The organism is Microvirga roseola (genome assembly GCF_020866965.1).
GTDB lineage: Bacteria > Pseudomonadota > Alphaproteobacteria > Rhizobiales > Beijerinckiaceae > Microvirga > Microvirga roseola.
Genome location: NZ_JAJATX010000007.1, coordinates 17571 through 44503 on the forward strand (window position 1 = coordinate 17571; position 26933 = coordinate 44503).

General features: G+C 65.3%; 32 protein-coding genes. 12 read left to right on the forward strand and 20 right to left on the reverse strand.

Going from position 1 to position 26933, the window contains the following annotated elements:
• Positions 1-27 precede the first annotated feature (27 nt).
• The 4 genes from LG661_RS06575 to LG661_RS06590 all read right to left on the reverse strand — a co-directional run bounded on the left by LG661_RS06575 (position 28) and on the right by LG661_RS06590 (position 2885).
• The gene (locus LG661_RS06575; protein ID WP_230531080.1) at positions 28-720 is read right to left on the reverse strand and encodes a P-loop NTPase family protein; all 693 of its coding nucleotides are present in this window, start codon (positions 718-720) and stop codon (positions 28-30) included.
• A complete protein-coding gene (locus LG661_RS06580; RefSeq protein WP_230531081.1) occupies positions 713-1840 on the reverse strand; it encodes an AI-2E family transporter in 1128 nt (375 codons plus the stop codon). The genes LG661_RS06575 and LG661_RS06580 overlap by 8 nt, the downstream gene beginning before the upstream one ends.
• Positions 1841-1867: 27 nt before the next feature.
• Positions 1868-2398 (reverse strand): CDP-alcohol phosphatidyltransferase family protein, encoded by a 531-nt coding sequence (locus tag LG661_RS06585; RefSeq protein ID WP_230531082.1) that lies wholly within the window; start codon positions 2396-2398, stop codon positions 1868-1870.
• Between the two features lie 184 nt (positions 2399-2582).
• Positions 2583-2885, reverse strand: coding sequence for a hypothetical protein (locus tag LG661_RS06590; protein WP_230531083.1), 303 nt, complete (start codon positions 2883-2885; stop codon positions 2583-2585).
• Between the two features lie 102 nt (positions 2886-2987).
• On the opposite strand from LG661_RS06590, the gene LG661_RS06595 reads away from it, so the two are divergent.
• The 3 genes from LG661_RS06595 (at position 2988) to purN (ending at position 5484) form a co-directional block, all read left to right on the forward strand.
• A complete protein-coding gene (locus tag LG661_RS06595; protein WP_230531084.1) occupies positions 2988-3671 on the forward strand; it encodes a helix-turn-helix transcriptional regulator in 684 nt (227 codons plus the stop codon).
• Positions 3672-3753: 82 nt separating this feature from the next.
• On the forward strand, positions 3754-4833 hold the full coding sequence (gene purM / locus LG661_RS06600; protein ID WP_230531085.1) for a phosphoribosylformylglycinamidine cyclo-ligase: 1080 nt from the start codon (positions 3754-3756) through the stop codon (positions 4831-4833).
• A 3-nt stretch (positions 4834-4836) separates the two neighbouring features.
• Positions 4837-5484: a phosphoribosylglycinamide formyltransferase gene (gene purN, locus LG661_RS06605; protein WP_230531086.1), complete on the forward strand. Its 648-nt coding sequence runs from the start codon at positions 4837-4839 to the stop codon at positions 5482-5484.
• 26 nt (positions 5485-5510) lie between these two features.
• On the opposite strand, the gene LG661_RS06610 is transcribed toward purN, so the two are convergent.
• The 4 genes from LG661_RS06610 to ndk all read right to left on the reverse strand — a co-directional run bounded on the left by LG661_RS06610 (position 5511) and on the right by ndk (position 9936).
• Positions 5511-6527, reverse strand: a complete 1017-nt coding sequence (locus tag LG661_RS06610) for a sensor histidine kinase (protein ID WP_230531087.1) — start codon at positions 6525-6527, stop codon at positions 5511-5513.
• A gap of 208 nt (positions 6528-6735) precedes the next feature.
• On the reverse strand, positions 6736-7098 hold the full coding sequence (locus tag LG661_RS06615) for a hypothetical protein (RefSeq protein ID WP_230531088.1): 363 nt from the start codon (positions 7096-7098) through the stop codon (positions 6736-6738).
• Between the two features lie 82 nt (positions 7099-7180).
• The gene (locus LG661_RS06620; RefSeq protein ID WP_230531089.1) at positions 7181-9319 is read right to left on the reverse strand and encodes a molybdopterin-containing oxidoreductase family protein; all 2139 of its coding nucleotides are present in this window, start codon (positions 9317-9319) and stop codon (positions 7181-7183) included.
• A gap of 194 nt (positions 9320-9513) precedes the next feature.
• Complete coding sequence (gene ndk / locus LG661_RS06625) at positions 9514-9936, reverse strand: nucleoside-diphosphate kinase (RefSeq protein WP_173948225.1); 423 nt, start codon at positions 9934-9936, stop codon at positions 9514-9516.
• Between the two features lie 290 nt (positions 9937-10226).
• On the opposite strand from ndk, the gene LG661_RS06630 reads away from it, so the two are divergent.
• Together LG661_RS06630 and LG661_RS06635 are read left to right on the forward strand one after the other, a co-directional pair.
• A complete protein-coding gene (locus LG661_RS06630; RefSeq protein ID WP_230531090.1) occupies positions 10227-10634 on the forward strand; it encodes a DUF2147 domain-containing protein in 408 nt (135 codons plus the stop codon).
• A gap of 77 nt (positions 10635-10711) precedes the next feature.
• A complete protein-coding gene (locus LG661_RS06635) occupies positions 10712-11062 on the forward strand; it encodes a hypothetical protein (RefSeq protein WP_230531091.1) in 351 nt (116 codons plus the stop codon).
• A gap of 35 nt (positions 11063-11097) precedes the next feature.
• Here LG661_RS06635 and LG661_RS06640 read toward each other — a convergent pair whose 3' ends face one another.
• A complete protein-coding gene (locus LG661_RS06640) occupies positions 11098-11805 on the reverse strand; it encodes a glutathione S-transferase N-terminal domain-containing protein (protein ID WP_230531092.1) in 708 nt (235 codons plus the stop codon).
• Between the two features lie 192 nt (positions 11806-11997).
• Here LG661_RS06640 and LG661_RS06645 point away from each other — a divergent pair, with 192 nt between their 5' ends.
• A complete protein-coding gene (locus LG661_RS06645; protein ID WP_230531093.1) occupies positions 11998-12162 on the forward strand; it encodes a hypothetical protein in 165 nt (54 codons plus the stop codon).
• Positions 12163-12258: 96 nt separating this feature from the next.
• Here the strand turns inward: LG661_RS06645 and LG661_RS06650 are convergent, their stop codons facing one another.
• Together LG661_RS06650 and LG661_RS06655 are read right to left on the reverse strand one after the other, a co-directional pair.
• Positions 12259-12717 (reverse strand): GNAT family N-acetyltransferase, encoded by a 459-nt coding sequence (locus LG661_RS06650; protein ID WP_230531094.1) that lies wholly within the window; start codon positions 12715-12717, stop codon positions 12259-12261.
• Complete coding sequence (locus LG661_RS06655; RefSeq protein ID WP_230531095.1) at positions 12714-13355, reverse strand: glutathione S-transferase family protein; 642 nt, start codon at positions 13353-13355, stop codon at positions 12714-12716. Before LG661_RS06655 ends, LG661_RS06650 begins: the two co-directional genes overlap by 4 nt.
• Positions 13356-13610: 255 nt before the next feature.
• On the opposite strand from LG661_RS06655, the gene LG661_RS06660 reads away from it, so the two are divergent.
• Positions 13611-15017 (forward strand): adenylate/guanylate cyclase domain-containing protein, encoded by a 1407-nt coding sequence (locus LG661_RS06660; protein ID WP_230531096.1) that lies wholly within the window; start codon positions 13611-13613, stop codon positions 15015-15017.
• Positions 15018-15026: 9 nt separating this feature from the next.
• Here the strand turns inward: LG661_RS06660 and LG661_RS06665 are convergent, their stop codons facing one another.
• The 4 genes from LG661_RS06665 to gatB all read right to left on the reverse strand — a co-directional run bounded on the left by LG661_RS06665 (position 15027) and on the right by gatB (position 18262).
• Positions 15027-15542, reverse strand: a complete 516-nt coding sequence (locus LG661_RS06665; RefSeq protein ID WP_230531097.1) for a GNAT family N-acetyltransferase — start codon at positions 15540-15542, stop codon at positions 15027-15029.
• A gap of 15 nt (positions 15543-15557) precedes the next feature.
• Complete coding sequence (locus LG661_RS06670) at positions 15558-16043, reverse strand: acyltransferase family protein (RefSeq protein WP_230531098.1); 486 nt, start codon at positions 16041-16043, stop codon at positions 15558-15560.
• Positions 15965-16669 carry an acyltransferase family protein gene (locus tag LG661_RS06675; RefSeq protein ID WP_268995439.1) on the reverse strand — a complete coding sequence of 235 codons (705 nt, stop codon included), beginning with the start codon at positions 16667-16669 and terminating at the stop codon, positions 15965-15967. The genes LG661_RS06670 and LG661_RS06675 overlap by 79 nt, the downstream gene beginning before the upstream one ends.
• Before the next feature lie 117 nt (positions 16670-16786).
• Positions 16787-18262: an Asp-tRNA(Asn)/Glu-tRNA(Gln) amidotransferase subunit GatB gene (gene gatB, locus LG661_RS06680; RefSeq protein ID WP_230531099.1), complete on the reverse strand. Its 1476-nt coding sequence runs from the start codon at positions 18260-18262 to the stop codon at positions 16787-16789.
• Between the two features lie 220 nt (positions 18263-18482).
• On the opposite strand from gatB, the gene LG661_RS06685 reads away from it, so the two are divergent.
• Positions 18483-18791: a hypothetical protein gene (locus LG661_RS06685; protein WP_230531100.1), complete on the forward strand. Its 309-nt coding sequence runs from the start codon at positions 18483-18485 to the stop codon at positions 18789-18791.
• 66 nt (positions 18792-18857) lie between these two features.
• Here LG661_RS06685 and LG661_RS06690 read toward each other — a convergent pair whose 3' ends face one another.
• Positions 18858-19778, reverse strand: coding sequence for a DMT family transporter (locus LG661_RS06690; RefSeq protein ID WP_230531101.1), 921 nt, complete (start codon positions 19776-19778; stop codon positions 18858-18860).
• A 135-nt stretch (positions 19779-19913) separates the two neighbouring features.
• Between LG661_RS06690 and LG661_RS06695 the strand changes: the two genes are divergently transcribed.
• Entirely contained in the window at positions 19914-20612 is a 699-nt protein-coding gene (locus tag LG661_RS06695) for an ArsR/SmtB family transcription factor (protein WP_322098842.1), read from the forward strand.
• Positions 20613-20617: 5 nt separating this feature from the next.
• Here LG661_RS06695 and LG661_RS06700 read toward each other — a convergent pair whose 3' ends face one another.
• The 4 genes from LG661_RS06700 to LG661_RS06715 all read right to left on the reverse strand — a co-directional run bounded on the left by LG661_RS06700 (position 20618) and on the right by LG661_RS06715 (position 23741).
• On the reverse strand, positions 20618-20917 hold the full coding sequence (locus LG661_RS06700) for a hypothetical protein (RefSeq protein ID WP_230531102.1): 300 nt from the start codon (positions 20915-20917) through the stop codon (positions 20618-20620).
• On the reverse strand, positions 20914-22434 hold the full coding sequence (gene gatA, locus LG661_RS06705) for an Asp-tRNA(Asn)/Glu-tRNA(Gln) amidotransferase subunit GatA (RefSeq protein WP_230531103.1): 1521 nt from the start codon (positions 22432-22434) through the stop codon (positions 20914-20916). Before gatA ends, LG661_RS06700 begins: the two co-directional genes overlap by 4 nt.
• Positions 22435-22554: 120 nt before the next feature.
• Positions 22555-22842 (reverse strand): Asp-tRNA(Asn)/Glu-tRNA(Gln) amidotransferase subunit GatC, encoded by a 288-nt coding sequence (gatC, locus tag LG661_RS06710; RefSeq protein WP_230531104.1) that lies wholly within the window; start codon positions 22840-22842, stop codon positions 22555-22557.
• Positions 22843-23039: 197 nt separating this feature from the next.
• Positions 23040-23741 (reverse strand): metal-dependent hydrolase, encoded by a 702-nt coding sequence (locus LG661_RS06715; RefSeq protein ID WP_230531105.1) that lies wholly within the window; start codon positions 23739-23741, stop codon positions 23040-23042.
• Positions 23742-23870: 129 nt separating this feature from the next.
• On the opposite strand from LG661_RS06715, the gene LG661_RS06720 reads away from it, so the two are divergent.
• From LG661_RS06720 to LG661_RS06730, 3 genes are read left to right on the forward strand one after another with little or no spacing between them, the layout of a single operon-like run.
• Positions 23871-25136, forward strand: a complete 1266-nt coding sequence (locus LG661_RS06720) for an ABC transporter substrate-binding protein (protein ID WP_230531106.1) — start codon at positions 23871-23873, stop codon at positions 25134-25136.
• Positions 25133-26104: a carbohydrate ABC transporter permease gene (locus LG661_RS06725; RefSeq protein WP_230531107.1), complete on the forward strand. Its 972-nt coding sequence runs from the start codon at positions 25133-25135 to the stop codon at positions 26102-26104. Before LG661_RS06720 ends, LG661_RS06725 begins: the two co-directional genes overlap by 4 nt.
• Entirely contained in the window at positions 26101-26925 is an 825-nt protein-coding gene (locus LG661_RS06730; protein WP_230531108.1) for a carbohydrate ABC transporter permease, read from the forward strand. The genes LG661_RS06725 and LG661_RS06730 overlap by 4 nt, the downstream gene beginning before the upstream one ends.
• Positions 26926-26933: the final 8 nt, after the last annotated feature.

A 26933-nucleotide genomic window follows, 5' to 3' on the forward strand; every position in this document is an offset into this window, starting at 1 on the left:
CCGATGACAGGTCGTCAGGGTCAAGTTTCACTCGGTCTCATCCGTTTCTTGTGCGGCCCCAAGGATCTCCGCGGCCATGGCCCGCGATATGCGCCGCCCGCGGCTCAGCGCCTCCTTGTCGAGGAGAGCGACGACCTCGGACGCCTTGGCGAGGGAGCGTTCGATCCGAAGAGCTATATAGTCCACAACGGAGGTGTCGACCACGAGTTGCCTGTCGACGAAAAGCTTCACGAGCACCGCCTTGAGAAGCGCGTCGTCCGGCGCCTCCACCGCGACGCCGGGCGCAAGCCGCAGGCGCGACAGAAGGTCCGGCGTCCTCAATCCCCAGCGGTCGGGCGGCGTCTCGCAGGTGATCAGGACATAGGCCTTCTTCTCGCGGGCAAGGTTGAGCAGGTGGAACAGGGCCGCCTCGTCCCTCTCTGCCCGGTCCATGTCCTCGATGGCGAGCGCGCCGTTGGAGACGAGGTGCGGCACCTGGTCCCGCGCGATCTCGACGGCGTCGATGGTCCAGGCATGGGCGTTCGTCGCCCAGATCGCCGCCAAGTGGCTCTTGCCGCAGCCGCGCGGTCCCGTGAGCAGCAGGATGTTGTCCGGCCAGTCGGGCCAGCTCTCGATCAGTCCATAGGCCCGCTCGTTGGAGGGGCTGACGAGAAAATCCTCCGGGCCGAAGCGCGGCTCGAGCGCCAGGTCGAAGGCGAGCTGCTTGGGAGCCTCACGCATCGGCGTCGGCCTTCGGTTTCTCGGCCTCGATCTCGATGCGTGGGGTCAGGATGACCGGCTCGGTTCCGCGAAAGAGCGGGCTTGCCAGATACTGCCGGAGCGCGAAACGGGCGATGACGCCGATGGCGGCGGCCAGCGGCACGGCCAGAAGCAACCCGACGAAGCCGAAGAGCGCGCCGAAGGCCACCAGCGCGAACATGAGCCAGACGGGATGGAGGCCGACGGAATCCCCCACCAGTTTCGGCGAGAGGATGTTGCCCTCCACGAACTGGCCGAAGACGAAGATGCCGAGCGTGGCCAGGATCATGGCGTAGTCGGGCCAGAACTGCACGATGGCGACGCCCACCGACAGGATGAGGCCCGTGAGCGAGCCGACATAGGGAATGAAGCTCAAGAAACCGGCGGTCATGCCGATCAGCGCGCCGAAGTTGAGCCCGATCAGCGCGAGGCTCACGGCATAGAAGGTGCCGAGAATAATGCAGACCAGGGCCTGCCCACGGACGAAGCCCGCGATCGCTCGATCGATGTCGCGGGCGATATGCCGGATCGTGTCGCGATGGCGCATGGGCAGCCAGGAATCCACCGTGCGCACCATGCGGTCCCAGTCGACCAGCATGTAGAAGGCCACCACCGGCGTCACCACCAGCAGGGAGAAGATGCCCAGCAGGGCCTGGCCGCCGGACCATAATCCCTGCATGAAGGCGGCGAACCAGGCAACGCCCTGGCTGATGAGGTTGGCGACGGAAGGCGGCGCGGCGGGAAGCGCCTCCTCGATGCCGAGACGCTCGATGAGCGGGCCGATCTGCTCGGCTCCGAGCTCCTGGAGCCTCGCCACATAGCCGGGCAGACGCTCCACGAAAGCGCCTACCTGCTGCGCCGCGAATGGCACCAGGACCACCAGGGTGAGGATGAAGACGAGGACGAAGAGAACGAGGATGAGGAGACTGGCGCCGAGCCGCCCGATGCCGATCCTCTGCAGACGGTCGGCCAGGGGATCGAGCAGGTAGGCCAGCGCGAAGCCCGCCACGAAGGGCAGGAGGATGCCCCGCAGGACGAACAACAGCAGCACCGTGACCGCGAGGGCCGCAATCCAGAAGCCGATCTGCCGTTGGACCGTCACGTGGGTCTCCATGCGTAACCCTGGCCGTCAGCTCCCCATGTGCCGCAGCCAGCCCCCGAGATAGGCACCGGCGGAGGCGACGGTCAAGGCTGCGACCACAAGCATCGCCACATCTTCAAGCCCCGCCAGCTCCGCCCCGAACGCGTTGGCCGCAAGAACAAAGGCCGCGAAGGCGATCTGCGCCGCCGTGTTGAGCTTGCTGACGAGGAGAGGCTTGATTTCCACGGGACGGCTCATGACCCAGGAGAGAAGCACCGCGGCCACTATCATCACGTCTCTCGACACGACGATGATGGACAGCCAGCTCGGGATCGCCCCGACCACGGCCAGGGTGACATAGATCGAAACCAGGAGAGCCTTGTCGGCGATAGGATCGATATAGGCTCCGAACTCGCTCCTCATATCGAAATGCCGGGCGATGAACCCGTCGATCCCGTCCGAAATGCCCGCCACCACGAACAGCACGAAGGCCGCTGCCCATTGCTGCTGCATGATCATGACGATCACGATGGGCACGATGATGAGGCGGCCGATGGTAATGATGTTGGGGATGGTCATCGGACCACGATGATGGCGGTTCCGGAGATGGAGTTCAATGACCATGGCACCAGGGCCGGAGAAGATGGTTATCGTCTCTCCAGCGTCGCCGCCAAGGCTGTTCCAGCCATTCGTGGACAAGATATGGATCCCCGGACCAAGTCCGGGCACGAGGAGGGAAATGCGATGCCAGACCTACAGGCCGTCACACCATGAATGTCTGGATCAGATTTCCATGGTGCATGTGGTTGAAGTCGGGATCAGCCAGCTTGATGAACTCCGCGAAGGAGGGTGATTTCGGGAAGTCCTCTAGCGCCTGAAGCGCCTGCTCCATCGTTTCCCACTCGACCACGTCAATCCAGACATCCTTCTCGTCGTCGTAATAGGTTTTGCGAATCTTGAAACCCGGCGCGGTGCGCAGGAACTCGTTCAAGCTGAGGGCTGCGCGTTTCGCATCCTCGAAGCCCACGTCCTTGCGGAAGCGATAGAGGGGGATCTCGAAAGCCATTCTCGGTTTCTCCTGTCAGCCGGACGATCTTGTCCGGGCAGGCATGGACATGACGCTCCTCTCCTGACAGTTTTCGTCAGGAGCAACGAGATATCCACCCTCATGCGCGTCGTCCGCCTGTTCCAGATCCTCGACCGGCTGAGAGGCCTCCGCCTGCCGAAGAATGCGGAGGTCATGGCCGCTGAGCTCGGGGTCTCCGTGCGGACGATCTATCGCGATGTCGCCACGCTCCAGAGCCTGGGAGCCCCCATCGAGGGGCAGGCAGGCGTCGGGTACGTGCTCCGCAAGGGATTCTTTCTGCCGCCCCTGATGTTCGACGAGGACGAGATGGAGGCGCTCGTCCTCGGCACGCGCATGGTGGCGGCGCGTGCAGATCCGGATCTGGCGCAGGCGGGCCAACGGGCCGCAGCCAAGATCACGCAGGTCCTGCGGGGCGACACGAGACGCATGCCGGACGAATTGCCGTTCAAGGCGGTCAAGCGCCGGACGGAGACCGCGGAGGACGAGGCCGGCTTCCTGCGTCTTCTGCGCCATGCCATCCGGTACAGGCGGGTGGTGAAGGCGGTCTATTGGGATCTTCAGAACCGGATCAGCGAGCGGCGCCTTCGCCCCCTTGGTCTGACGGCGTTCGATCTCGTATGGATGCTGACGGCCTGGTGCGAGGAGCGGCAGGATTTCAGGAATTTCCGGCTCGAACGCTTTCGAAGCGTGACGGAGACGGGAGATCGCTTCGCGCCGGAACCGGGGAAGCGTTTCGAGGACTTCCTCAAGCTCATTCCCTCGTAGTTGCTTCCCTGGGGCGGGGCAGAGGAAACCCCTTGCGTCCGCCCGCCTCTCGCCTTACTGCCCCCACAACACGGGGTGCGCCATGACGACCGAGAAGCCCGAGAAGCAGACGAACGGCCTGACCTATGCCCAAGCGGGCGTCGATATCGACGCGGGCAACGCCATGGTCGACCAGATCAAGCCCCTGGTGCGGTCCACGCGCCGCCCCGGAGCGGATGCGGAGATCGGCGGGTTCGGCGGGCTCTTCGACCTGAAGGCCGCGGGCTTCAAGGATCCGATCCTGGTCGCGGCCAATGACGGCGTCGGCACCAAGGTGAAGATCGCCATCGATACGGGCATCCACGACACCATCGGCATCGACCTGGTCGCCATGTGCGTGAACGACATCATCGTGCAGGGCGCGGAGCCGCTGTTCTTCCTCGATTATTTCGCCACCGGAAAGCTCTCGCCGGAGGTCGGCGTCCATATCGTGAAAGGCATCGCCGAGGGCTGCCTCCAGGCGGGCTGCGCGCTCATCGGCGGCGAGACGGCCGAGATGCCGGGGCTCTACGCCAAGGGCGACTACGATCTGGCGGGCTTCTCGGTCGGTGCGGCCGAGCGCGGCACCCTGCTGCCGAAGGACGTGGGCGTGGGCGACGTTCTCATCGGCCTGCCCTCCTCCGGGGTTCACTCCAACGGCTTCTCGCTCGTGCGCCGCATCGTCGAGCATTCGGGTCTCGCCTGGGATGCGCCCGCCCCGTTTGCGGAGGGCCGGACCCTCGCCCAGGCCCTGCTCGAGCCGACCCGGATCTATGTGAAGCCTGTGCTGGAGGTTCTCAGAGGCGGCGACGGCGTCAACGCGCTCTGCCACATCACCGGCGGCGGCTTCCCGGACAACATCCCGCGCGTGCTCCCCGATGGCGTCGGCGTGCGGCTCGACCTCGACGCCATAGCGGCTCCGCCCGTCTTCGACTGGCTCAGCCGGACCGGCGGCGTCGCGGAGACGGAGATGCTGCGCACCTTCAACTGCGGCATCGGCATGATCGTCGTCGCCTCCGCCGACAAGGCCGAGGATGTCATGGCGCGCCTGCGCGAGGCGGGCGAAGCGCCCGTGCGCATCGGCGAGACGGTCGCGCATGAGGGCGGCGAGCGGGTGAGGACGGCAGGCTCCCTGAAGCTCTAAAAGATGTCCCGCCGCCGCATCGCCATCCTGATCTCGGGCCGGGGCTCGAACATGGTCTCGCTGATCGAGGCCGCCCGCGCCCCGGATTTTCCCGGCGAGATCTTCCTCGTCCTCTCCAACCGTCCCGATGCGGGCGGGCTGGATCTGGCGCGGGAGGCAGGCCTTCCGGCACTCGCCATCGATCACAAGGCCTATTCCACCCGCGAGAGCTTCGAGCAGGCGCTGGATGCGACATTGACCGAGCACGGCATCGAATTCATCTGCCTTGCAGGCTTCATGCGGGTGCTGACTAACTGGTTCGTGGAGCGCTGGGCGGGCCGGATGCTCAACATCCACCCTTCCCTCCTGCCCTTATTTCGGGGCACGCAGACCCACCGGCGGGCGCTCGACGAAGGCGTGCTGGTGCACGGCTGCACCGTCCATTTCGTGGTGCCGGAGCTCGATGCCGGCCCCATCGTGGCCCAGGCCGTTGTGCCGGTCGTGCCCGGCGATACGGAGGAGAGCCTCGCCGCGCGCATCCTCGTCCAGGAGCACAAGCTCTATCCCCAGGCGCTGCGCATGGTCTGCGACGGCAGCGCGAGGCTGGAGAATGGGCGGGTGGCGTTCTCGCAAAGCTGGGATGCCGGCGGCGCGCTGCATTCACCGGGCTGAGGAATCCGTCCGGGACCCTCGAGCGTTTATTCCACGACGGGAAACTCGACGGTGGCCAGCGTTCCCGGCCTTCCGCTGTCAGGCTGGATGTCGAAGGTGCCGCCCAGTTGAGCGGTCATGGAGCGGACGAGACGCTGCCCCAATCCGGAGGGCTTGTTGGGCTCCTGCGGGGACATCCCGACTCCGTCGTCCACCACCACGAGCCTGAACCGGTCTCCCTCGCGCGAGAAACGGACGGATATCGTGCCGCTCCGTTCCTCCGGGAAGGCATATTTGAGACTGTTGGTCACGAGCTCGTTGATGATCAGCCCGATGGCCACGCTCCGCTCCTGCGTGAGCCAGCACCGTTCCGTCTCGATCCTCATCACGATCGGCCGCAGCCCGATGACCGCGGCTTTCAGGTCATCGCAGAGTTCGGTGATGAAGTCGCTCACGTTGATCACCGCATTGACGCCCTCCCCGAGCCTCAGGCGCTCGTGCACCCGGCTCAGAACGTGGATGCGGTCGGCGGTGGAGGCCAGCACCGACCGGGCGGTCTGATCCTGCACCGCCCGCTCCTGGAGCCGCACCAGGGCGGTCAGTGTCGCCAGATCGTTCTTCATCCGGTGCCCGGCCTCCCGGAGCAGCAGGTCCCTCTCCTGTTCGGCCGCCGCAAGGCGCTTGTTGGCCAGGGTGAGGCTGTGAGCCGTCGTGTGCAGGGCCTCGATGATGCCGGCCGTTGTCAGGCCGATCACCAGGAAGAAGATCATTCCGGTGATCTGGCGCGGGTCCTCCACCTCGAACCGGCCAACCGGCTCGATGAAGAAGACGGTTGCAAGGACAGCGCTCAGGACGACCGAATAGAAGCCCGTTCCGCGGTTGAAGAGCGAGGCGTTGATGATGATGGATGCGAAGAAAAGCAGGAACGGATAGGCCGGGAGGTAGTCGTCGAGGGCCAGACGAGCCATAAGCGCGAGCGCAACGACAAGGGTTGCGCCGAGATACCGCGCCCAGACCGGCCAATTCCTCGTCTGGAATGTATAGGTGAACAGGTTCTGCATCATGATGGACGCAGCGTTAAGCTTTAAGAGAGCTTCCTGTTCCCGCGGCCGAGGCCCCGATTCCGCCTGGGCAGCGTTAAAGACCGCCCGCAGCGGAAAAGCGCCGCCTTAGAGCGGGTTGCGTTCCGGTGGAATTGCAACCCGCTCTAGAGATCTTTGGTTTATCGCCATTTCGGACGGAAAACCGGTTCCCACTTTTTCTGAAATGGCTCTAGATCTGCGGGCGCACGAGCTTGCAGGAATCGATGGCCTTCAGGGCCTTCTCGCGGGCGCTGTCGTTGAACACGCCCGTGTCGCGATAGGCCTGGACCTCCTCGGCGCTCATCGCCCGCAGGGTCCGGCCTGCATAACAGTCGCACTTCTTGGCGAGCGAGAACTCGCTGACCTGCTGGATCCGCGCCTGACCAATGGCGCAGATCTGGCGCACCTTCTCCTGCAATTCGGGGATGCTCGCCGTCTTGAGCGCCGGGTCCGGCTGGTACAGGGTCGGGGTGTTCGACGCGGCGGCATAGGCGGCCGTTGCGCCGGCCAGCGTGAAGGCGGCGGCGACCAGCGTGCGGAGAATGGACGGCATGGGGTGTTTCCCGGAAGGGATGGAATTACGGTTCTAAAGACAGGCTTGGCCGTTCAGGATCAAGAGGGCCTGCGCAACAGCCTCAGGTTTCGGCTAACGAGGCGTTAAGTCCGGCCGCCGCTTCCGGGAAGGGAGCGACCTTGTCGAGTGCGACCCGGTTGTCGTGGAAGGCTGCGCCGCCGTAAGGCGCCACCTGATCGCCGCCCGTGAGCGTATTGATGCCGCGCCCGTAAGGATGCGCCGCATTCGGCCAGATCCCTTCCGCGATCAGCACCCCGCGCCTCACCCCGTCGAAGAGACGGGCGCGCAGGAAGACCTCGCCGCGCCCGTTCCTCAGCCGGACCCAGTCCCCGTCCGCGATGCCCTGCCTCTCCGCGTCGAGCGGATGGATCATCACCTCGGGCCTACCCTCCTTCGCCTGGGAGGTCGGTGTCTCGGTGAAGGTGGAGTTCAGGAAGTTGCGCGCCGGGCTCGTGGCGAGGCGGAACGGGTGCTCCTCCGTCGCGTCCTCGATGACGGCCCAGTGATCGGGCAGCGCGGGCAGTTGCTCCCACGGCCCCATCGGCCCGTTGTTGTTGGAGGGGATCGCCGTCCAGTCCGGCCTGAACCGGAACTTCCCGTCCTGGTAGGCGAAACCGTTGAGGTAATGCGCCTCCTCGAACGGAGGCTGCGCGTCCACATGGACCTGCGCCTCCAGTTCCTCGATCCCGCCCCAGCCGGAATGTTTCAGCGTCCAGTCGATGATCGCGCGCGGCTCCATCTCGAAGCCACGATGCTCCGCGCCGACGCGGCGGGCGATCTCGCGGATGACCTCGTGGTTGGAGCGGCATTCGCCCGGCGGGTCGATGAGCTTCGGCCCTATCTGGTAGTACTGGTGCCCGCCGCCGGAGTAGAGGTCGTCATGCTCCATGAACATGGTCGCGGGCAGCACGATGTCGGCCATAAGCGCCGTCTCGGTCATGAACTGCTCGTGGACGCAGACGAACAGGTCCTCGCGGGAAAATCCCCGCTTCACCAGCTCCTGTTCCGGCGCGACGGAGACCGGGTTGGTGTTCTGGACCAGCATGGCCTTCACCGGAGGACCGTCGTAGAGCGCCGTCGCATCGCCGGTGAGCACGCGACCGATCTGCGACTGGTCGAGCTTGCGCACCGTGGGATCGATGGCGTCGTGGCCCTCGATCAGCGCCTTGTTCCAGCGATAGATCGCGCCGTTGTTGTGGAAGGCCCCGCCGCCCTCGTGCCGCCATGCGCCCGTGACCGCTGCGATGCAGGACGCCGCGTGCATGTTGACGGAACCGTTGCGCTGGCGCCCGAAGCCGTAGCCGAGGCGGAAATATGTGCGCCTGCGCTCGCCGACGAGCTTCGCGAAGGCCTCGATCTCCTCCACCGACAGTCCCGTGATCGCCGAGGCCCAGGCGGGATCGCGGGCGCGCAGATGCGCCTCCAGCTCACGCGGGCAATCGGTGTAGCGCTCCAGGTACTCCCAGTCCGCATGGCCGTCGCGGAAGAGCACGTGCATGACCGCGCAGGCGAGCGCCCCGTCGGTGCCGGGACGGACCAGCAGCGCCATGTCGGCCTGCTTCATGGTGGCGTTCATGTAGATGTCGATGGCGACGATCTTGGCCCCGCGCTCCTTCCGGGCGCGCATGGCATGGGTCATCACGTTGACCTGGGTATGGACCGGGTTGGTGCCCCAGATCACGATGCAGTCCGACACGCCCATCTCGCGCGGATCGGGTCCTGCGAGCCTGCCCGTGCCCGCGACGAAGCCCGTATAGGCGGTGGCCGTGCAGATGGTGGAGTACTGGCCGGAATAGCGCTTCACGTGGCGCAGGCGGTTGATGCCGTCGCGCATCACGTAGCCCATGGTGCCGGCATAGTAATAAGGCCAGACCGATTGCAGGCCGAACTCGGCTTCCGCCCTCAGGAACTCCCGCGCGACATGGTCGAGAGCCTCGTCCCAGGAGATGCGCTCGAACTGCCCCGATCCCTTCGGGCCGGTGCGCCTGAGCGGATGGAGGAGCCTTTCGGGATGATGGATGCGCTCCGCATAGCGCGCGACCTTGGCGCAGATCACGCCCGCCGTGTAGCGGTTCGTCTTCGCCCCATGCACCCGCCCGATGGACTGGCCGTCAATCACCTCGACATCGAGGGAGCAGGCCGAGGGGCAGTCATGCGGGCAGATGGAGGACCGGCGTTCGATGCGGGGAGCGTGAGTCATGGCGGGCGCATGATGAGCGAGCGGCAGGCCAAAGAAAAGGCCGCCCGGAGGCGGCCACGAGAGGTGTCCTCATCCTGAGGAGCGAGCTTGCTCGCGTCTCGAAGGATCAGGACACCGCTTCCAGTGCAGGCTGGAAACGCCCTCGTCCTTCGAGACAGCGCTCCGCGCCTCCTCAGGATGAGCGCTTTGTGGTATCAGCCGACGATCTCGTTGCCCGAGAAGAACTGGGCGATCTCGATCTTGGCGTTGTCCTGGCTGTCGGAGCCGTGGACCGAGTTCTCGCCGATGGACTTGGCGTAGAGCTTGCGGATGGTGCCCTCGGCGGCGCTCTCCGGGTTCGTGGCGCCCATGATCTCGCGGTAGCGGAGCACGGCGTTCTCGCCTTCGAGCACCTGAACGACCACGGGGGCGGAGATCATGAAGTCCACGAGCTCGCCGAAGAAGGGACGCTCCTTGTGGACCGCGTAGAAGGTCTCGGCCTCGCGGCGGGACATGAGGATGCGCTTCTGCGCCACGATGCGCAGGCCGGCCTTCTCGATGACGGCGTTGATGGCGCCGGTCAGGTTCCGCTCGGTCGCGTCGGGCTTGATGATGGAGAAAGTGCGCTCGATGGCCATGATGAACTCGCTCTTGGCAGGAAAATTGAAGTGCGGCGCTTATAACGGCGCCTCCCCCGCCCCTCAAGCGCCTTTTCGCGCCTGCGAAGGCCCGAGGCCGCCTTATCCCGCTTGGGAAGCGTAACCTTCTCTCCTAAAGCATCGGACCCAAAGGTAGATTTGCACCTTTGGGTCCGATGCTTTCTCTTTGGATGAGAGCATCGTTGGAGCGGAAAACCGGATCCACTTTTCCGCACGATGCTCTACTCTCCTCCCCGGATCGACCCGGCGAAGGCCGACATGGAGGAAATATGAAGACATCTCTGACCCTTGCCGTCCTCGGCCTCGCTCTCCTGGCAGGCTCGGCCCAGGCTCAGCCTGCGGACCCCACCGGCACATACTTGAGCGAAAGCGGCGAGACCCGGGTGAAGATCGCCCGGTGCGGCCAGGCCTATTGCGGCACCATCGTCGCGGTCCAGGGCGAGGCCAAGGACGTGAACAACCCGGATGCCGGCCTCAAGAACCGCAGTCTTGTCGGCGTCCAGATGATCTCGAACATCCAGCCGACGGGCGAAGGCTTCTCCGGCCAGCTCTACAACTACAAGGACGGCAAGACCTATACGGGCAAGATGACCTTCGAGGGCAAGGCCATGAAGCTCTCCGGCTGCATCCTCGGCGGCCTGATCTGCCGCTCCCAGACCTGGACGGAGATGAACTAGGCACCGCCGCCCTGCCCGGCCTTGCGCCGGGCATGTGCAGCCCTCATAAGGCAGCTCTCTCGAACCGGAGGGGCACGATGAGCCGCCTGACCTTCCCGATTTCCGCCCTTTCGGCCCTGCTGATCCTGCCCGCCTTGAGCGGGGTTTCTCCTGTCACGGCGCAGGAGAAGCAGCCGCAGAGCTGGGTCGAGGTGAAATGCGCCCGCTACACGAAAGCCTGGGGCGAGGCCCTCGCGCATCGCGGTAGGAAGGGCCTGAGCGCGGATTTCCTCGACCGGCACGAAGCCTTCATCGCCTCCGGCTGCACGGCCAGGGCCGATGTCTGCCCCCGCTCCCTGGAGGAGCTGGATCTCGCCAACATGATGGTCGTCGCGGCGATGAATGCGGGCACGGCGAGCACCTTCCCGCCCTTCGCCTGCCGCAAGTGAGGGTCCATGGCCGGGTCCTCCCCGGCCATGCGACGTCAGCGCGCCTTCTGCCCGAACAGAACGGCCTGGACCTTCGGGTCCGTCAGGTCTGTCTTCTCCCGGTCCTCCGCGCCGACGGCGAGACCGCGCTTGGCGGCCGGGCGTTCCAGCACGGCGTTGAGCCAGCGCTTGGCGTGCGGGAAATCCTCGATGTTCTGCCCCTGGCGCTCCCAGAGCTTCGCCCAGGGGGCGATGGCCATGTCGGCGATGGAGTATTCGCCCGCCACGAATTCCCGGTCCTCGAGGCGCTTGTTCAGCACGCCGTAGAGCCGGTTGGTCTCGTTGGTGTAGCGGTCGATGGCGTAGGGCACCTTCTCCGGCGCGTAGATGCGGAAATGGTGCGTCTGGCCGAGCATGGGGCCGAAGCCGCCCATCTGCCAGAATAGCCATTGCTCGACCTCGACGCGCTTGCGCTCGTCCTGCGGATAGAACCGGCCCGTCTTGCGGCCGAGATATTGCAGGATCGCGCCGGACTCGAAGACGGAGATGGGCTGGCCGTCCGGCCCGTCGTGGTCGACGATGGCGGGCATTTTGTTGTTGGGCGAAATCGCGAGGAAGTCCGGCTGGAACTGGTCGCCCTTGCCGATATTCACCGGGTGGATCGCATAGGGCAGCCCGCATTCCTCGAGCATGATGGTGATCTTCCATCCGTTCGGGGTCGGCCAGTAATAGAGATCGATCGGTCGTTGGGCGGAAGCCGCCATGGCATACCTCTCTTCCATGGAATGACGCAGGTCGGTGGCGGTGAAATTAATCCATAAGACGGGCCCGGACACCACCGCCCGGGGTGAAATTTCGTGGAAAGGCCGCATGGCAGGCGCGACGGCCTTGTATGTTTCAATGTTTCAGATGAGATATCTCCCGCGCTGGTTGAAGGCGCGATGGGGGATCCGATCATGAACCGCATGACGAGCGCGGCGCTCGCCGCCCGCGAGCGCATGGCCAAATGCAGCCTCGAGTGGAAAGCCGCCAAGGGAGGCGGTAAGCTCAACACCGGCATGACCTGGCCGAAGTTCTGGAGCGCGTGCAACAAGCGGCTGAAGGGCGATCCGAAGGCCTGAAGCGCTGACGCCGTGATCACCGGCCCTGTGCCGGTGATCACGACCTTCCAAAGCGCCGCACCGTTCCGCATCGGGATGGCCGAGACTGCGAATAAACTAAAACTTCTTCTTGAAGCCCTCGTGCGAGCGCTCGAACCCTAAGCGCTCGTAAAAGCGATGGGCGTTCTTGCGGGTCTTGTTGGAGGTCAGTTCCAGCATGGCGGCCCCGTTCGCGCGGGCATGCTCCTCGGCGAAGGCCATTATCCTGGCGCCGATGCCGCCCGAGCGCCGCGCGGCCTTCACCTTCACGCTCTCGACCTTCACCCGCAACGCCCCGCGCCCGGTGAGATTGGGGATGAAGGTAAGCTGGAAGGTGCCGACGATCTCGCCTCCGTCGAGGGCGACGAAGAGCCGGTTCTCGGGGCTGCGCTCGATGGCGGCGAAGGCGGCCTCATAGGCCGGCCGGGTCTCCGGGCTCCACACGTCGCCGTGCGAACCGAGCGCGTCCTCCTCGTGGAGGCGGATGATCGCTTCGAGATCCTCCGCCCTCGCCTCGCGGATGACGAGGCCGCTCATGCGGCGGCCCGGCTTTCCATCGGCAGGAGGTTCGGCGGAGCCGCGAAGCCCGGCAGGGCCTCGAAGCGCTCCATCCATGCTGTGACATGGGCGTAGGGAGCAAGATCCACCGCAGCATCGCCAGCGAAGACGAGGACGCCGAAGATATCGATATCGGCGATGGTGGCGTTCTCGTACACAACCCAGTTCCGCCCGGCGAGATGCTGGTCCAGGACCTTCAGCGCGGAAGCGGCCTCGGCGGCGCACATGTCGAGGATTTCCTGGCCGCCCTTGCGGAAGCCGAGCCTGATGCTCCGCGAACGGAAGATCGCAGGCGCCAGGCGGTCGAAATCCCAGTAAAGCCATTCACGCGCCTGCAGGCGCTCGTCGAGGCTCGCTCCGCCGAACTTGCCCGTCGTATCGGCGAGATATTCCAGAATCGCGGCCGACTGGCAGAGCTGGCGCCCGTTGTTCCGGTCGAGCAGCATCGGCACCTGCCCGTAGCGCTGCCTAGCGAGATAGGCCGACTGCTTGTGCTCGCCCTGCATCATGTTCACGTGAACATAGTCGAACGGCTCGCCGGCCAGCGTCAGCATGAGCCCGACCTTGTAGGTCGGTCCCGAAAAGGCGATCCCGTGGAGTTCGAAGCGTGCGGGCATAATCAGAATTCCCTTTCAAGCGATTCCGCTGCCGCGAACCTTAGCCGATGGACCTGCGCTCCGAAAGGACTGGAATCTCAGCCGGAAAGGGGAAGCTCGCTCCGCACCCGTCCCGACGCCGCACAGGCGCAGTTTTGCCCGACGAGGCCCTTAAAATCTCCGGCTTCCCTGTCCACAACGCGCCGACCGGTGGTATACTGGCCAGCCGGTTGCTTTCGTTCTCAAGGCCTGTCCGCACCTCGAAGGAGGTCGCCCATGAGCGAAGACCAGACACTCTTCACGATCCTGCGCCAGTCTGCCGATGGGGCCGTCGCCGACGCCATCGAGCGGCTGATCCATGAGGCTCCCGACCGCGAACTCAACCGCGTGAATGCGCTCGCCTTCGCCGCCAAGAACGGGCTCGACGAGGAGCGTACCATCGCCGCCTTCCTCCATGCGGCGCGGCTCGGGATCTTCGAGATGTCCTGGAACGTGCTGTGCCCCGGATGCGGCGGCGTGCTCGATGAAGGCACCTCCCTCAAGTCGCTGGACAAGAACGAGTACAGCTGCGCCCTCTGCGCCGCGGGCTACGAGCCCACCCTCGACGAAATGGTCGAGGTGACGTTCACGGTCAGCCCGCGGGTGCGGAAGATCGAGGCCCATGAGCCGGATATGCTCCCCATGCTGGAATATATGCGGCAGATCTTCTGGAGTTCGGGCGCCGACATTCCCGATAATTTCGCCGAAATCGCCGAGGAGATCGTCCTCGATGCGGTGGATCTTCCGCCCGGAGAGCGGGCGCTCCTGTCGCTGCAATTACCGCCGGAATTCGTGATCGTCTTCGATCCGGTCACGCATGCCGCACAATTCATCCACGTGAAGGGCGAGCCCACCCGCGAGCGCCAGAACCTGGCGCTGGTGCTCAACGACACGCATACGCAGAACGAGGAGCTGGAGCTGCGTCCCGGGCCCTTGCGCCTCTCCATCGAGAACCGCACTCAGCGACGCGCCCTGCCGGCCGTCTGGGTGGCGGGCGACACGCTGCCTGAGCTTGTTGGCAAGCGCCGGCCCTTCCTCACCGCCAAGCGCCTGCTGACGAACCAGACTTTCAGGGATCTCTACAGGACCGACACTCTCGATGTCGACCAGCGCCTGAAGATCACGAGCCTGACCTTCCTGTTCACCGACCTCAAAGGATCGACGGAGCTCTACGAGCGCGTCGGGGATCTCGTGGCCTATGATCTGGTGCGGGCGCATTTCCATGTCCTGAACGAGATCGTCGCCTCCGAGGCCGGAGCGGTGGTCAAGACCATCGGCGACGCGGTGATGGCGACCTTCCCGACACCGGACCATGCGATCTCCGCAGCGCTGCGGATGCGGGAGGCCATGCGGAGCCTCAACGAGGAGCGCGGTCGGGAGGAGCTGCTGCTCAAGATCGGCCTCCATGAGGGGCCGTGCCTCGCGGTCATGCTCAACGACCGGCAGGATTACTTCGGTCAGACGGTGAACATCGCCTCCCGTGTCCAGGGGCTTGCCATGTCGCGCTCGATCTTCGCGACAGGCAGGGTGGTCGAGAATCCGGATGCCTTCAAGGTGATCGAAACGCATGGCCTGAGCCCGATGCTCCAGAAGACGGCCCTTCGGGGCATCAACGACGAGCTCTCGATCTACGAGATTCCGTGAACCGAGGCCTCACAACGCCTTCTCGAAGCGGTATTCCGCCGAGTGCGAGATATCGTCGAGCATGCGCTGGCAGTCGGCCTGCACATAGCCGAGCCGCCTGTAGAGACGATGGGCCGTGGTGAAGCGGGCGTCGGACCAGAAGAAGAGGCGGGCGGCTCCCTTCCCGCGGGCATGATCCTCCACATGGCGCACCAGGAAGGAGCCCAGCCCCCTGCCCCGCCGGTCGGGACGCACATAGAGCCGGTGCAGTTCGGCCGTGCCGGTCTCCGGGAAATCCACTGCGACGCAGGCGCAGACATGCCCGCGCTCATCCTCCACCACCCAGAACACTCCGCCCTTTTTCGCGAAGGACGAGCCGGGCGAGATCAGATCCGGCAGATCGCCGTGGGGGTCGACGAAGCATCCCGGATACTCCGCGAAGCAGAGGGAGATCAGCCCGAAAAGATCCTGCGCATCCGCATCGCGGGCGGGGCGCAGCGCAGGCGCATCCTCCTTTGCGGCAGCGGCGATGTCCTGAAGCGCCATGGCGCGATCCTGTCCTTATCCGGCAGCACTCGGAAATGCCGTGACAACAGCGCGTCGCCGGCCGAAGAGCGCCTTTCGCACGCTGTCCGTATGACGCTCCGTGGCCTGTGCGAAAATAAAGGCTGTGACCATGGCGGCAGCCACCAGACCGGCAAAGACGGCAAAAGCCGGCAAGCCGGGCTGCGCCAGAACCGCCGGCCAGCCGAACCGCTCGATCAGCGCGCCGGCGAAAACCGTCACCGGCACATGGATGAGATAGAGCGAATAGGAGAAATCCGCGCCCACCTTGATCGGGGCGCGGAGCGGACACCAGGCGAGCAGACGCGCATTCGCGACGGAGAGCGCTGCGCCGAGGCCCACGAGGAGATCGGTTCCAACCGGGGGCAGCACCTGCAGGCGTGAGGTCACCAGACCCGCCCCGATCAGGCCAAGCCCGGCGAGCCCCGCGACCAGGGGCAGTTCGCGCCTGCGGACCACATGCGCCGCGAGCGCTCCAGCCATCCAGACTGCAAGCCACGGCAGCCCGTGATGAGACTGCCCGCAAAGTAGGACACGCCCGCCAAGAGCAAGGCGGCCGCGGCCACCCTCGCAATGATCGGCAGCCGCGCAAGCGCGATGCCGAACAGGAGTGGCGCAAGCATGTAGAACCCCCACACGTAACCGAGCGACCAGAGGGGCGGGTTCGCGCCCAGAGGCTTGCAGAAGATGCCCTGCACGGCTGCAAGATTGCAGGCCATCTGGCCCCAGGTCCAATCGGAGGTGACGCCGATGGGCATGAGGGGGCGCTCGCCATAGAACCGGGTGTCGAGCAGATGGGCTCGTCCCGCCCAATCGAGCAGCAGGGTCAAAGCCAGCGCCGGCAGGAGCACCAGGTAGATACGCACGAAACGGCTGGCGAGATAGCCCTTCGGCTCGAACCGCCCTTCACGGATCGCGCGCCATGCACCGCCGCCAACCAGAAAGCCGCTGACGGCGAAGAAGATCGCGACTCCCTCCCGGTGGATGCCGGTGAGAAAGTAGAACGCTTTCGTCGTCAGGCTCGCCTGGGCGACGTCCTGAAAGCTCACGAAGAGAAGCCCGCGCGTGTGCCCGAAAAGATCCGGCAGCGCGGCGGCAAAGCGCAGCAGGTCGAGAAAGGGCCAGTGCGCCGCCCCCGGAGAGGCGGCAGCGGGGCTACCGCCGGACTACTGGGCTGCGCTCATGGGCCGTCCCGTCTGTCGCCTGCGCTCGGAACGAGCCCCGGATCACTCGATCCCGAGCTTGGACTTCAGGATTTCGTTGACCGCCTGCGGGTTGGCCTTGCCGCCGGTCTGCTTCATGACCTGGCCGACGAACCAGCCGAGGAGGGTCGGCTTCGCCTTGGCCTGCTCCACCTTGTCCGGGTTGGCGGCGATGACCTCGTCGATGGCCTTCTCGATGGCCCCGGCATCGGTCACCTGCTTCATGCCGCGCTTTTCCACGATGTCGCGCGGGTCGCCGCCCTCGGTGAAGACGATCTCGAACAGGTCCTTGGCGATCTTCCCGGAGATCACCTGCTCGCCGATCAGGTCGATGATGCCGCCGAGTTGGGCGGCCGAGACCGGCGATTCCGTGATGTCCTTGCCTTCCTTGTTCAGGCGGCCGAAGAGCTCGTTGATGATCCAGTTCGCGGCGGCCTTGCCGTCGCGGCCCTTCGCCACCTCCTCGAAGTAGTCGGCGGAGGAGCGCTCGGCCACCAGCACGCTGGCGTCGTAGGGCGAGAGGCCGTAATCCGCCATGAAGCGGGCCTTCTTCTGGTCCGGCAACTCCGGCAGGCCTTTCGCCAGATCGTCCACATAGGCCTGGTCGAACTCGAGTGGCAGCAGGTCCGGATCGGGGAAGTAGCGGTAGTCGTGCGCCTCTTCCTTGGAGCGCATGGAGCGCGTCTCGCCCTTGTTGGGATCGAAGAGGCGGGTCTCCTGGTCGATCTTGCCGCCATCCTCCAGGATCGCGATCTGGCGGCGCGCCTCGACTTCGATGGCCTGGCCGATGAAGCGGATGGAGTTGACGTTCTTGATCTCGCAGCGCGTCCCGAATTCATCGCCGGGGCGGCGGACCGATACGTTCACGTCGGCGCGGAGATTGCCCTTGTCCATGTCGCCGTCGCAGGTGCCGAGATAGCGCAGGATCGTGCGCAGCTTGGTCACGTAGGCGCGCGCCTCGTCCGCCGAGCGCAGGTCGGGCTTGGACACGATCTCCATGAGCGCCACGCCCGAGCGGTTGAGGTCGACGAAGCTCAGGGTCGGGTGCAGGTCGTGAATCGACTTGCCCGCATCCTGCTCGAGATGCAGGCGTTCGATGCGCACCGTGATCGTCTCGCCGGTCTCCGGCACGTCCACGATCACCTCGCCCTCGCCCACGATGGGGCTCTTGTACTGGCTGATCTGGTAGCCCTGGGGCAGGTCGGGATAGAAATAGTTCTTCCGGTCGAAGGTGCTCTTCAGGTTGATCTCGGCCTTGAGGCCGAGCCCCGTGCGGATCGCCTGGCGCACGCATTCCTCGTTGATCACGGGCAGCATGCCGGGCATGGCCGCGTCCACGAGGGAGACATGGCTGTTGGGATCGCCGCCGAAAGCCGTCGCAGCGCCGGAAAACAGCTTCGCCTGGCTCGTCACCTGGGCATGGATTTCCATGCCGATGACGATTTCCCAATCGCCTGTCGCGCCTTTGATGAGCTTTTTGGGGTTCACCGGAGCGTTCATGAGCCTCGCGCCTTTATTTCTCGCCGTTCCTGCCCGGAGTAAGAGCCAGATAGGGGCGGGTCAACCCCCCTCAACATGAACGTCCGTTCAGACTAGCGTGAATTATTGTTAGGATCTTTTATGATTTGTGCACGACGATTCAAGTTCAAAGCCAAGCTCCGATGAAACCGCATCCCTCATTCGGCGTTGAACGGGTGTAAAACGGTCAAGGAGTGAAAAAATGGCTATGGATCCCATGGATCGCGAACCGAACGTCTACAATCGCGACACGAACGTCAACGATCGCAAAGATCGTGGCTCCAATACACTTGCTTGGGTGATCGGCGGTCTTGTCATCGCCCTCGGCCTGCTCGCCTTCCTGTTCTATGACGGCGGCCGCGACGAGGTGACGACGACCGGCACGGTCCAGACCGAAACAGTTCCGGTTGCCCCTGTTACTCCCGCTCCTCCGGCTGCAGACGCCCCTGTGGCTCCGGCCCCGGCTCCGGTCGCCCCGGCTGCCCCCGTGGCTCCGGCCAACCCGCAGTAACGAAGCGTCTCGCGTTACACTGCACGAAATGGGCCTGGCAGGAGCCAGGCCCATTTTGCTGTCCGCTCACGCGAGGGCGGCGGCCGGCCGCTTTCTCTGCGGGAGCGTCATGAGGGCCACGCCCAACAGGATGCAGACCAGCCCGATCCAGGCCGTCGGGTCGAGGCTCTCTCCGAGGAAATACGCGCCGATGGCCACGCCGATGGGAGCGCGCAGGTAGGCCTGCGCGGTCGTGCCGACGGATCCGAGCGTGTGGATCAGGCGGAAATAGATCACGAAGGCCATGGCGGTGGAGAAGACCGCAAGCGCCACCAGCGCCATGACGGATTCGCCCGAAGGGGCCAGGGTCCAGGGCCGGTCGACAAGAAGGCTGACGGGGATCAGGATCGCGGCCCCCGAGAGAAGTGATCCCGCGGCGGGAGCCATGGGGTCGAGATTCTTGAAATTGCGCCCGAAGATCGCCGCACCCGCATAGCACACGGTCGCCAGCACGACCGCCAACTGAGCCAACAGCGCCTCGCCCACATGGGTCAGCGCCTGATTGCCGATGATCACGCAGGTGCCCGCAAGCCCCACGGCCACGCCGGCGAACTTGCGAAAGCCCGTTGCCTCGTGGCGCGACCAGAACAGCGTGATCAGGAAGGTGAAGACCGGCGTTATGGAATTGAGGATCACCGCCAGCCCGGCATCGATGGAGGTCTCGGCCCAGGCGATGAGGGTGAAGGGAATGGCGCTGTTCAGACAGGCCTGGACCGTGAAGTTGCGCCAGCTCGTCCGGGCCCAGGGCAGGCTCACCCCTCGCCCGCGCATGACGAGCACCAGGAGGCTCCCGGCAATCAGCGTGCGCGCCGCGATCAGGGTGACGGGCGGGATCGTCTCGATGCCGATCTTGATGAAGGTATAGGCCGCAGCCCACAGGGTCGCGAGGGCCGCGAGCAGCGCAAGCTCGAGGGCATAGTTGGTCTTCACCGGGTGGGCTATTGGCATGGAATCGCATCCCTTCTTGCAGTCTGAAGCGGTGCGAAACTGGCACGGGATATCGCCCCTGTCGCCACGGAACGCTTCGGCCGGGGCCGAAGCGTTCCGTGCTGACCGGATGCCTCGCCTGGTCTAGGATCGGTCATGACTCCCATGGTCTCAGGCATCGCCCTTGCGGAGATCGCGGCCCTGATAGGGGACGTGGCCCGCGCTAACATCCTCTCCGCCCTCATGGACGGACGCGCCCTGACCGCCAGCGAACTGGCCTGGCACGGCGGCGTCAGCGCATCGACGGCAAGCGGTCATCTCGCCAAGCTCTGCGAGGCCAACCTGATCGCCCTGGAGCGCCAGGGACGACACCGATATTACCGCCTCGCCTCCGCGGAAGTGGCGCAGGCCATCGAGGCGCTCATGACCGTGGTTTCCTTCGCCCCGAAGCGGCACCGCCCGGTTGGGCCCAGGGACGAGGCCCTGCGCCGGGCCCGCACCTGCTACGATCATCTGGCCGGCCGCCTCGGCATCGCCGTGACCGACGCCCTCACCTCGCGAGGGCATGTTCTTCTCTCGGAGAGCGCCGGAAGCCTCACCGGCGAGGGTCAGCGCTTTCTCTGCACCATCGGGGTCGAGGTCGAGGCCGAACGAAAGGGCCAGCGCGCCCTCTGCCGTACCTGCCTCGACTGGAGCGAGCGCCGCCCTCACCTCGCCGGGCATCTCGGCTCGGCGCTCTGCACAAGGTTTTTCGAACTGGGCTGGACCGAACGCATCAGGGACAGCCGCGCTCTCGCGATCACGACCGAAGGGCAGAAAGGCCTCAAAGAGGCCTTCGGCATCGAGCTCCCGTAGCCGCCTCAGCGGCGGATCAGGCGGCTGGCGGCAAAGGCTGCCCCGGCCCAGATGAGGGCGGCGATGAAGCGGACGGGAAACAGCGTCAGCCCATCAGCGCGCACAGGCGCGATCCAGGGCAGCCCCGCGCGGCTGACGAGCCACGAGACGAGCGCGGAGAGGCCCAGAGCGGCGATGGCCGCCACCAGGATCTTGCCGAACTGGTCGGCCTTCCAGCCGAGCCAGACGGCGATGAGGATCAGCACCGGATCGAAGGCCGCAGGCAGCCAGTCCCAGAGATGGACGACGGGGACGGTCGGCGTCACGCGTTCGCCCACCAGGGCTGCGGCAGCCTGATGCGTCCCGCCGCATCCTCGATCACCTGGCCTGCGGCGAAGAGGGTCTCCTCGTCGAAGGCGCGGCCGATGAGCTGGAGGCCCAGCGGCAGGCCCTGGGCATCGAGCCCGGCCGGAACCGCAATGCCCGGCAGGCCGGCCATGTTCACGGTCACCGTGAAGATGTCGTTGAGATACATCTCCACCGGATCGTCCGAGCCCTTCTCGCCGATGCCGAAGGCGGCTGACGGCGTGGCCGGGGTCAGGATCGCGTGGACGCCCTGGGCATAGACCTGCTCGAAGTCGCGCTTGATGAGGGTGCGGATCTTCTGGGCGCGGACGTAATAGGCGTCGTAATAGCCTGCCGACAGCACATAGGTGCCGATCATGATGCGGCGCTTGACCTCGCGGCCGAAACCGGCGGCGCGGGTCTTCTCGTAGAGATCGGCGATATCCTTGCCGTTCTCGCGCAGGCCGTAGCGCACTCCGTCATAACGGGCGAGGTTGGAGGAAGCCTCCGCGGGAGCCACGATGTAGTAGGCGGGCAGCGCGTACTTGGTATGCGGCAGCGAAACCTCGACGATCTCGGCGCCGGCCTGGCGCAGCCATTCCGTGCCCTGCTGCCAGAGCTTTTCGATCTCCGGCGACATGCCGTCGATCCGGTATTCCTTCGGGATGCCGATCTTCAGCCCCTTCACGCCGCGCGAGACGGCCGCCTCGAAATCCGGCACGGGCAGGTCGGCGCAGGTGGTGTCCTTGGCGTCCGGCCCGGACATGGAGCGCAGCATGATGGCCGCATCCCGCACGGTGCGGGCAATGGGACCGGCCTGATCCAGCGACGAGGCGAAGGCCACCGTGCCCCAGCGGGAGACGCGTCCGTAGGTCGGCTTGATGCCGACCGTGCCGGTGAAGGCCGCCGGCTGGCGGATGGAGCCGCCGGTGTCGGTGGCCGTGGCGCCCAGGCACAGATGCGCGGCAACGGCCGCTGCCGAACCGCCCGAGGATCCGCCCGGAACGAGGTGCGTGCCCTCGACCGCGCCGGAAGCACCCGCGCTCACGTTCGAGCCCTCGCGCCGCCAGGGCGAGACGACGGGCCCGAAGGCGCTGGTCTCGTTGGAGGAGCCCATGGCGAACTCGTCCATGTTGAGCTTGCCCAGCATCACGGCGCCGCCGTTCCAGAGATTCCGGGTGACGGTGGACTCGTAGGGCGGGTTGAAGTTGTCGAGGATCTTCGATCCCGCGGTGGAGACCACGCCTTCCGTGCAGAAGAGGTCCTTCACGCCGAGCGGGATGCCCTCGAGCGCCCGGCCCTCGCCCTTCGCCAGCTTCTCGTCCGAGGCCTTGGCCATGGAGAGGGCCTTCTCGGGCGTCTCGAGCACGTAGGCGTTGAGCGCCCTCGCCTTCTCGATGGCGTCGACATGAGCCTTGGCGAGTTCCGTCGCGGAGAAGCTCTTGGCCTTCAGTCCGTCACGGGCTTCGGCGATCGTCAGATGGGTCAGTTCGGTCACGGGACTTGATCTCTCATCCGTCGGACGGCCGGGCTTGTCCCCAGGCCATCCACATCTGTTCATCAGGAATTCCCTGGCTTGCATGGCGCTCGCCGGGGCAGGTCGAAAGGGCTTTGCGCCTTATTCGACCACTTTGGGCACGAGGAAGAAGTTGTCTTCCGTGGCGGGGGCGTTTTGGACGATCTTCTCCGGATAGCCGCCATCGGTCACCCCGTCCTGGCGCTTCTTCATGACCATGGGCGTGACGGAGGTCATCGGCTCCACGCCGTCCACGTTCACCTCGTTGAGTTGCTCGACGAAGGAGAGAATCGCGTTGAGCTCGCCCTGGAGGTGCGGCACCTCCTCGTCCGTCACGGCGATGCGCGCCAGATGCGCGATGCGGCGGACCGTTTTCTCATCGACCGACATGAATGGCCATACCCCTTGGAAACTGCTGGGCGGGCTATAACACCCGCCCGCCGAAGGGCGCAACGGCGGATATGGAGCAAAACCCGCTCCGGACCTGCCTGTCATGGCCGGGCTTGTCCCGGCCATCCCGATCCGAGGAGCCCTGCTCCATTCCCATCGAGATCACCGGCATGGGGCGGGTGATCTCGGGGGTACGATCAGATCGTAACTCCCACCGTCTTGTGGGGGACAACAACCTGGATGCCCTTCCCGTCCAGGGCGGCCACGAAGCGGTCGGCATCGGGGACCAGCGGCGGGAAGGAGGCGTAGTGGCAGGGAATGGCTGACTTCGCTCCGCTGAAATAGCGCTGGACCGCCAGGGCGGCGACTTCCGGCCCCATGGTGAAGCGGTCGCCGATGGGGGCGATCACCACGTCCGGCTTGTGGATCTCGGCGATCAGCGCCATGTCGCCGAAAATGTCGGTGTCGCCCATGTGATAGACCGTCGGCTCGCCCGGCGCCTTCACGACGACGCCGTTGGCGTTGCCCAGCGGGAAGTTCACATCCATCTCGACGAGCCCCGCAGAATGGTCAGCCCGCACGAGGCTGACGGTGAAGCCGCCCTGGTCCGTCGTGCCGCCCGTGTTCATCGGGTCGAAGTTCTCCAGCCCCTGCTTGGCCAGGTACATGCAGAGTTCGAAATTGGTGACGACCTTGGCCCCCGTAGCCTTCGCGATCTCGACCGTATCGCCCACGTGATCCCCGTGGCCGTGGGTGATGAGGATGTGGGTCACGCCCTCGCACAGTTTGTCCCGGTCCCCCTGGAAAGCGGGGTTTCCGGTGAAGAACGGGTCGATCAGGACGACCTTGTCGGCAAAATCGAGTCGGAAGGCGGAGTGGCCGAACCATGTGATTTTCATGGGCAAATCCTCGTTTGGGCAGCCTGAAGATGGGGCGGAAGCGCCCCACGGCCATGTTTCAATGGAACAAAATGGCGGCTCAGGACTTATCTCCATCAAGCTAAGCAATAACCACGGAGGAGGAAAGCCATGTCCCGTACCCTAGCAACCCTTGCCGCAGCGGCCGGATTGCTCCTCTCGACGGGCGCTCACGCCGTCGAGATTTCCCTCTCGTGCAGCGCCCTCGGCAAGGAATACGAGGTCTGCAAGGAGGGCGCAGACGCCTGGGCGCAGAAGACCGGCAACACGGTCAAGATCGTCTCGACGCCCAATTCCGCCACCGAGCGGCTCGCCCTCTATCAGCAGCTTCTGGCGGCCGGCGCTGGCGATATCGACGTGTTCCAGATCGACGTGGTCTGGCCCGGCATTCTCGGTGAGCATTTCAAGGACCTGACGGCCGAGGCCACAGGCCTCAACGAGCACATTCCGGCGATGGTGGACGTCGCCCGCGTGGGCGGCAAGGTCGTCGCCATGCCGTGGTTCGCCGATGCCGGCCTGCTCTATTACCGGCAGGATCTGCTGGACAAGTATAACCGCCAGGTGCCGCAGACCTGGGCCGAACTGACGGAAACCGCCCGCATCATCCAGGAAGGCGAGCGCAAGGCCGGCAACAACGATTTCTGGGGCTATGTCTGGCAGGGCCGCGCCTATGAGGGCCTGACCACCAACGCCCTCGAATGGGTCGCCTCCAATAACGGCGGCACCATCGTCAATGACACGGGCGAGATCACCATCGACAACCCGAATGCAGCCGAGGCCCTGAAGACCGCTGCGGGCTGGGTCGGCACCGTCACGCCCGAAGGCGTCCTCAACTATACGGAAGAGGAATCGCGCGGCGTCTTCCAGGCCGGCAACGCCGCCTTCATGCGCAACTGGCCCTACGCCTGGGCCCTCGCCCAATCCGACGACAGCACCATCAAGGGCAAGGTCGGCGTTGCTCCCCTGCCCCGCGGCGGCGCGGACGGACGTCATGCCGGCACACTCGGCGGCCAACTCCTCGCCGTGTCGAGATATTCCAAGAACGCCGATGCCGCGACCGATCTCGTCATGTACCTGACGGGTCAGGAGGAGCAGAAGCGCCGGGCCATCGAGGGCTCCTTCAACCCGACGATCCTGAGCCTCTACGAGGATGCGGACATCAAGAAGTCCGCTCCCTTCATCGGCAACCTCCGCGAGGTCTTCGCCAATGCGGTGCCTCGCCCCTCCGGCGTCACGGGCGAGGACTACAACAAGGTCTCGACCGAGTTCTTCAACACGGTCCACCAGGTCCTTTCCAAGCGCGCCGAGCCGGCCCAGGCGCTCACCCGCCTCGACCGGGATCTCAAACGGATCAAGCGTGACGGCTGGCAGCAATGAGCCAGTCCGTCGCGACCGGAATAGCCCCCGTGCAAAGCGTTGCGCGGGGGCGCCGTTCCTCCCTGACGCGCTCGCGCATCAGGGCGGCCTGGACCTTCATCGCGCCGACGGTGATCGTCCTTGCCCTGATCGCCGGCTGGCCCCTGGCGCGGACGATCTGGTTCAGCTTCACGGACGCCAGCCTCAATAACCTCAACGATTACGAGTTCATCGGCTTCGAGAACTACCTCGCCAGTTACGGCGGGGAGTGGTTCGGGCTCCTGACCGATCCAGACTGGTGGCACGCCGTGTGGAACACAGTGTGGTTCGCCCTCGTCTCCGTGTCCATCGAGACCGTGCTCGGCACCGTGGTGGCCCTGATCCTGAACGCGGCCTTTCCTGGACGCGGCATCATGCGGGCGGTCATCCTGATTCCCTGGGCGATTCCGACGGTCGTCTCCGCCAAGATGTGGAACTGGATGCTCCATGACCAGTTCGGCGTCATCAACGACATGCTGCTCAATCTGGGGCTCATCGCGGCGCCCATCACCTGGACCGCCAACCCGGACACGGCGCTGTGGACGGTCGTGATGGTCGACGTCTGGAAGACCACGCCCTTCATGGCGCTTCTCATCCTCGCCGCCCTGCAGATGCTGCCCGGGGACATCTACGAGGCCGCCCGCGTCGACGGCGTTCATCCGGTGAAGGTCTTCTTCCGGGTCACCCTGCCGCTCATCCGCCCGGCGCTCCTCGTGGCGGTGATCTTCCGCGCCCTCGATGCGCTGCGGGTCTTCGACCTGATCTACGTGCTCACCGCCAATTCCCGGGACACCATGTCGATGTCCGTCTATGCGCGCCAGCAGCTCGTGGATTTCCAGGAGGTTGGCGTCGGCTCTGCGGCCTCGACCCTCATCTTCCTCATCATCGCCCTCCTGGTCGTCATCACCATGGTCGCCGGACGGGTCCGCTTCGGGGAGGAGGCACGATGAAGCACGCAACCCGCATCGGCTTCTGGCTCCTCGTGATCGCCATCGGCCTGTTCTCTCTGTTCCCCTTCTATTACGCGGTGATCTCGTCGTTCCGCTCGGGAACCGCGCTCTTCTCCGTCGCCTATTTCCCGGAAAGCTTCGACCTCTCGAACTATGTCGCGGTCTTCGAGCGCCAGCCCTTCGGCCAGAACATCCTGAACTCCATCATCGTGGCGGGCTCGGTGGTCGCCCTGTCCCTGGCGCTCGGGATCACCGCAGCCTATGCCTTCGGACGCATCGCCTTCCGGGGGCGCTCGCTCCTGCTGTTCACGATCCTGGGCGTCTCGATGTTCCCCCAGGTGGCGGTGCTCTCCGGCATGTTCGAGCTGATCCGCAGCTTCGGCCTCTACAACACCCTTCCGGGCCTGATCCTCGCGAACCTCATGCTCACCCTGCCCTTCACGGTCTGGGTGCTCACCACCTTCATGCGCGAGCTGCCGAAGGAAATCGAGGAGGCGGCCTTCGTGGACGGCGCGACGCCCTGGATCGTCGTGCGGCGCGTGTTCCTGCCGCTGATGATGCCGGCCGCGGTGACGACAGGGCTCCTCGCCTTCATCGTCGCCTGGAACGAGTTTCTTTTCGCCCTCACCTTCACCCTCACCAACGAGCAGCGCACCGTGCCGCCGGCCATCGCCCTGATGAGCGGCCGGACCGCCTATGAGCTGCCCTGGGGATCGATCATGGCGGCATCCGTCATCGTCACCCTGCCGATCATCGCCCTGGTGCTCGTCTTCCAGCGCAAGATTGTTGCGGGCCTGACGGCGGGCGCGGTCAAGGGCTAAGCCACAAG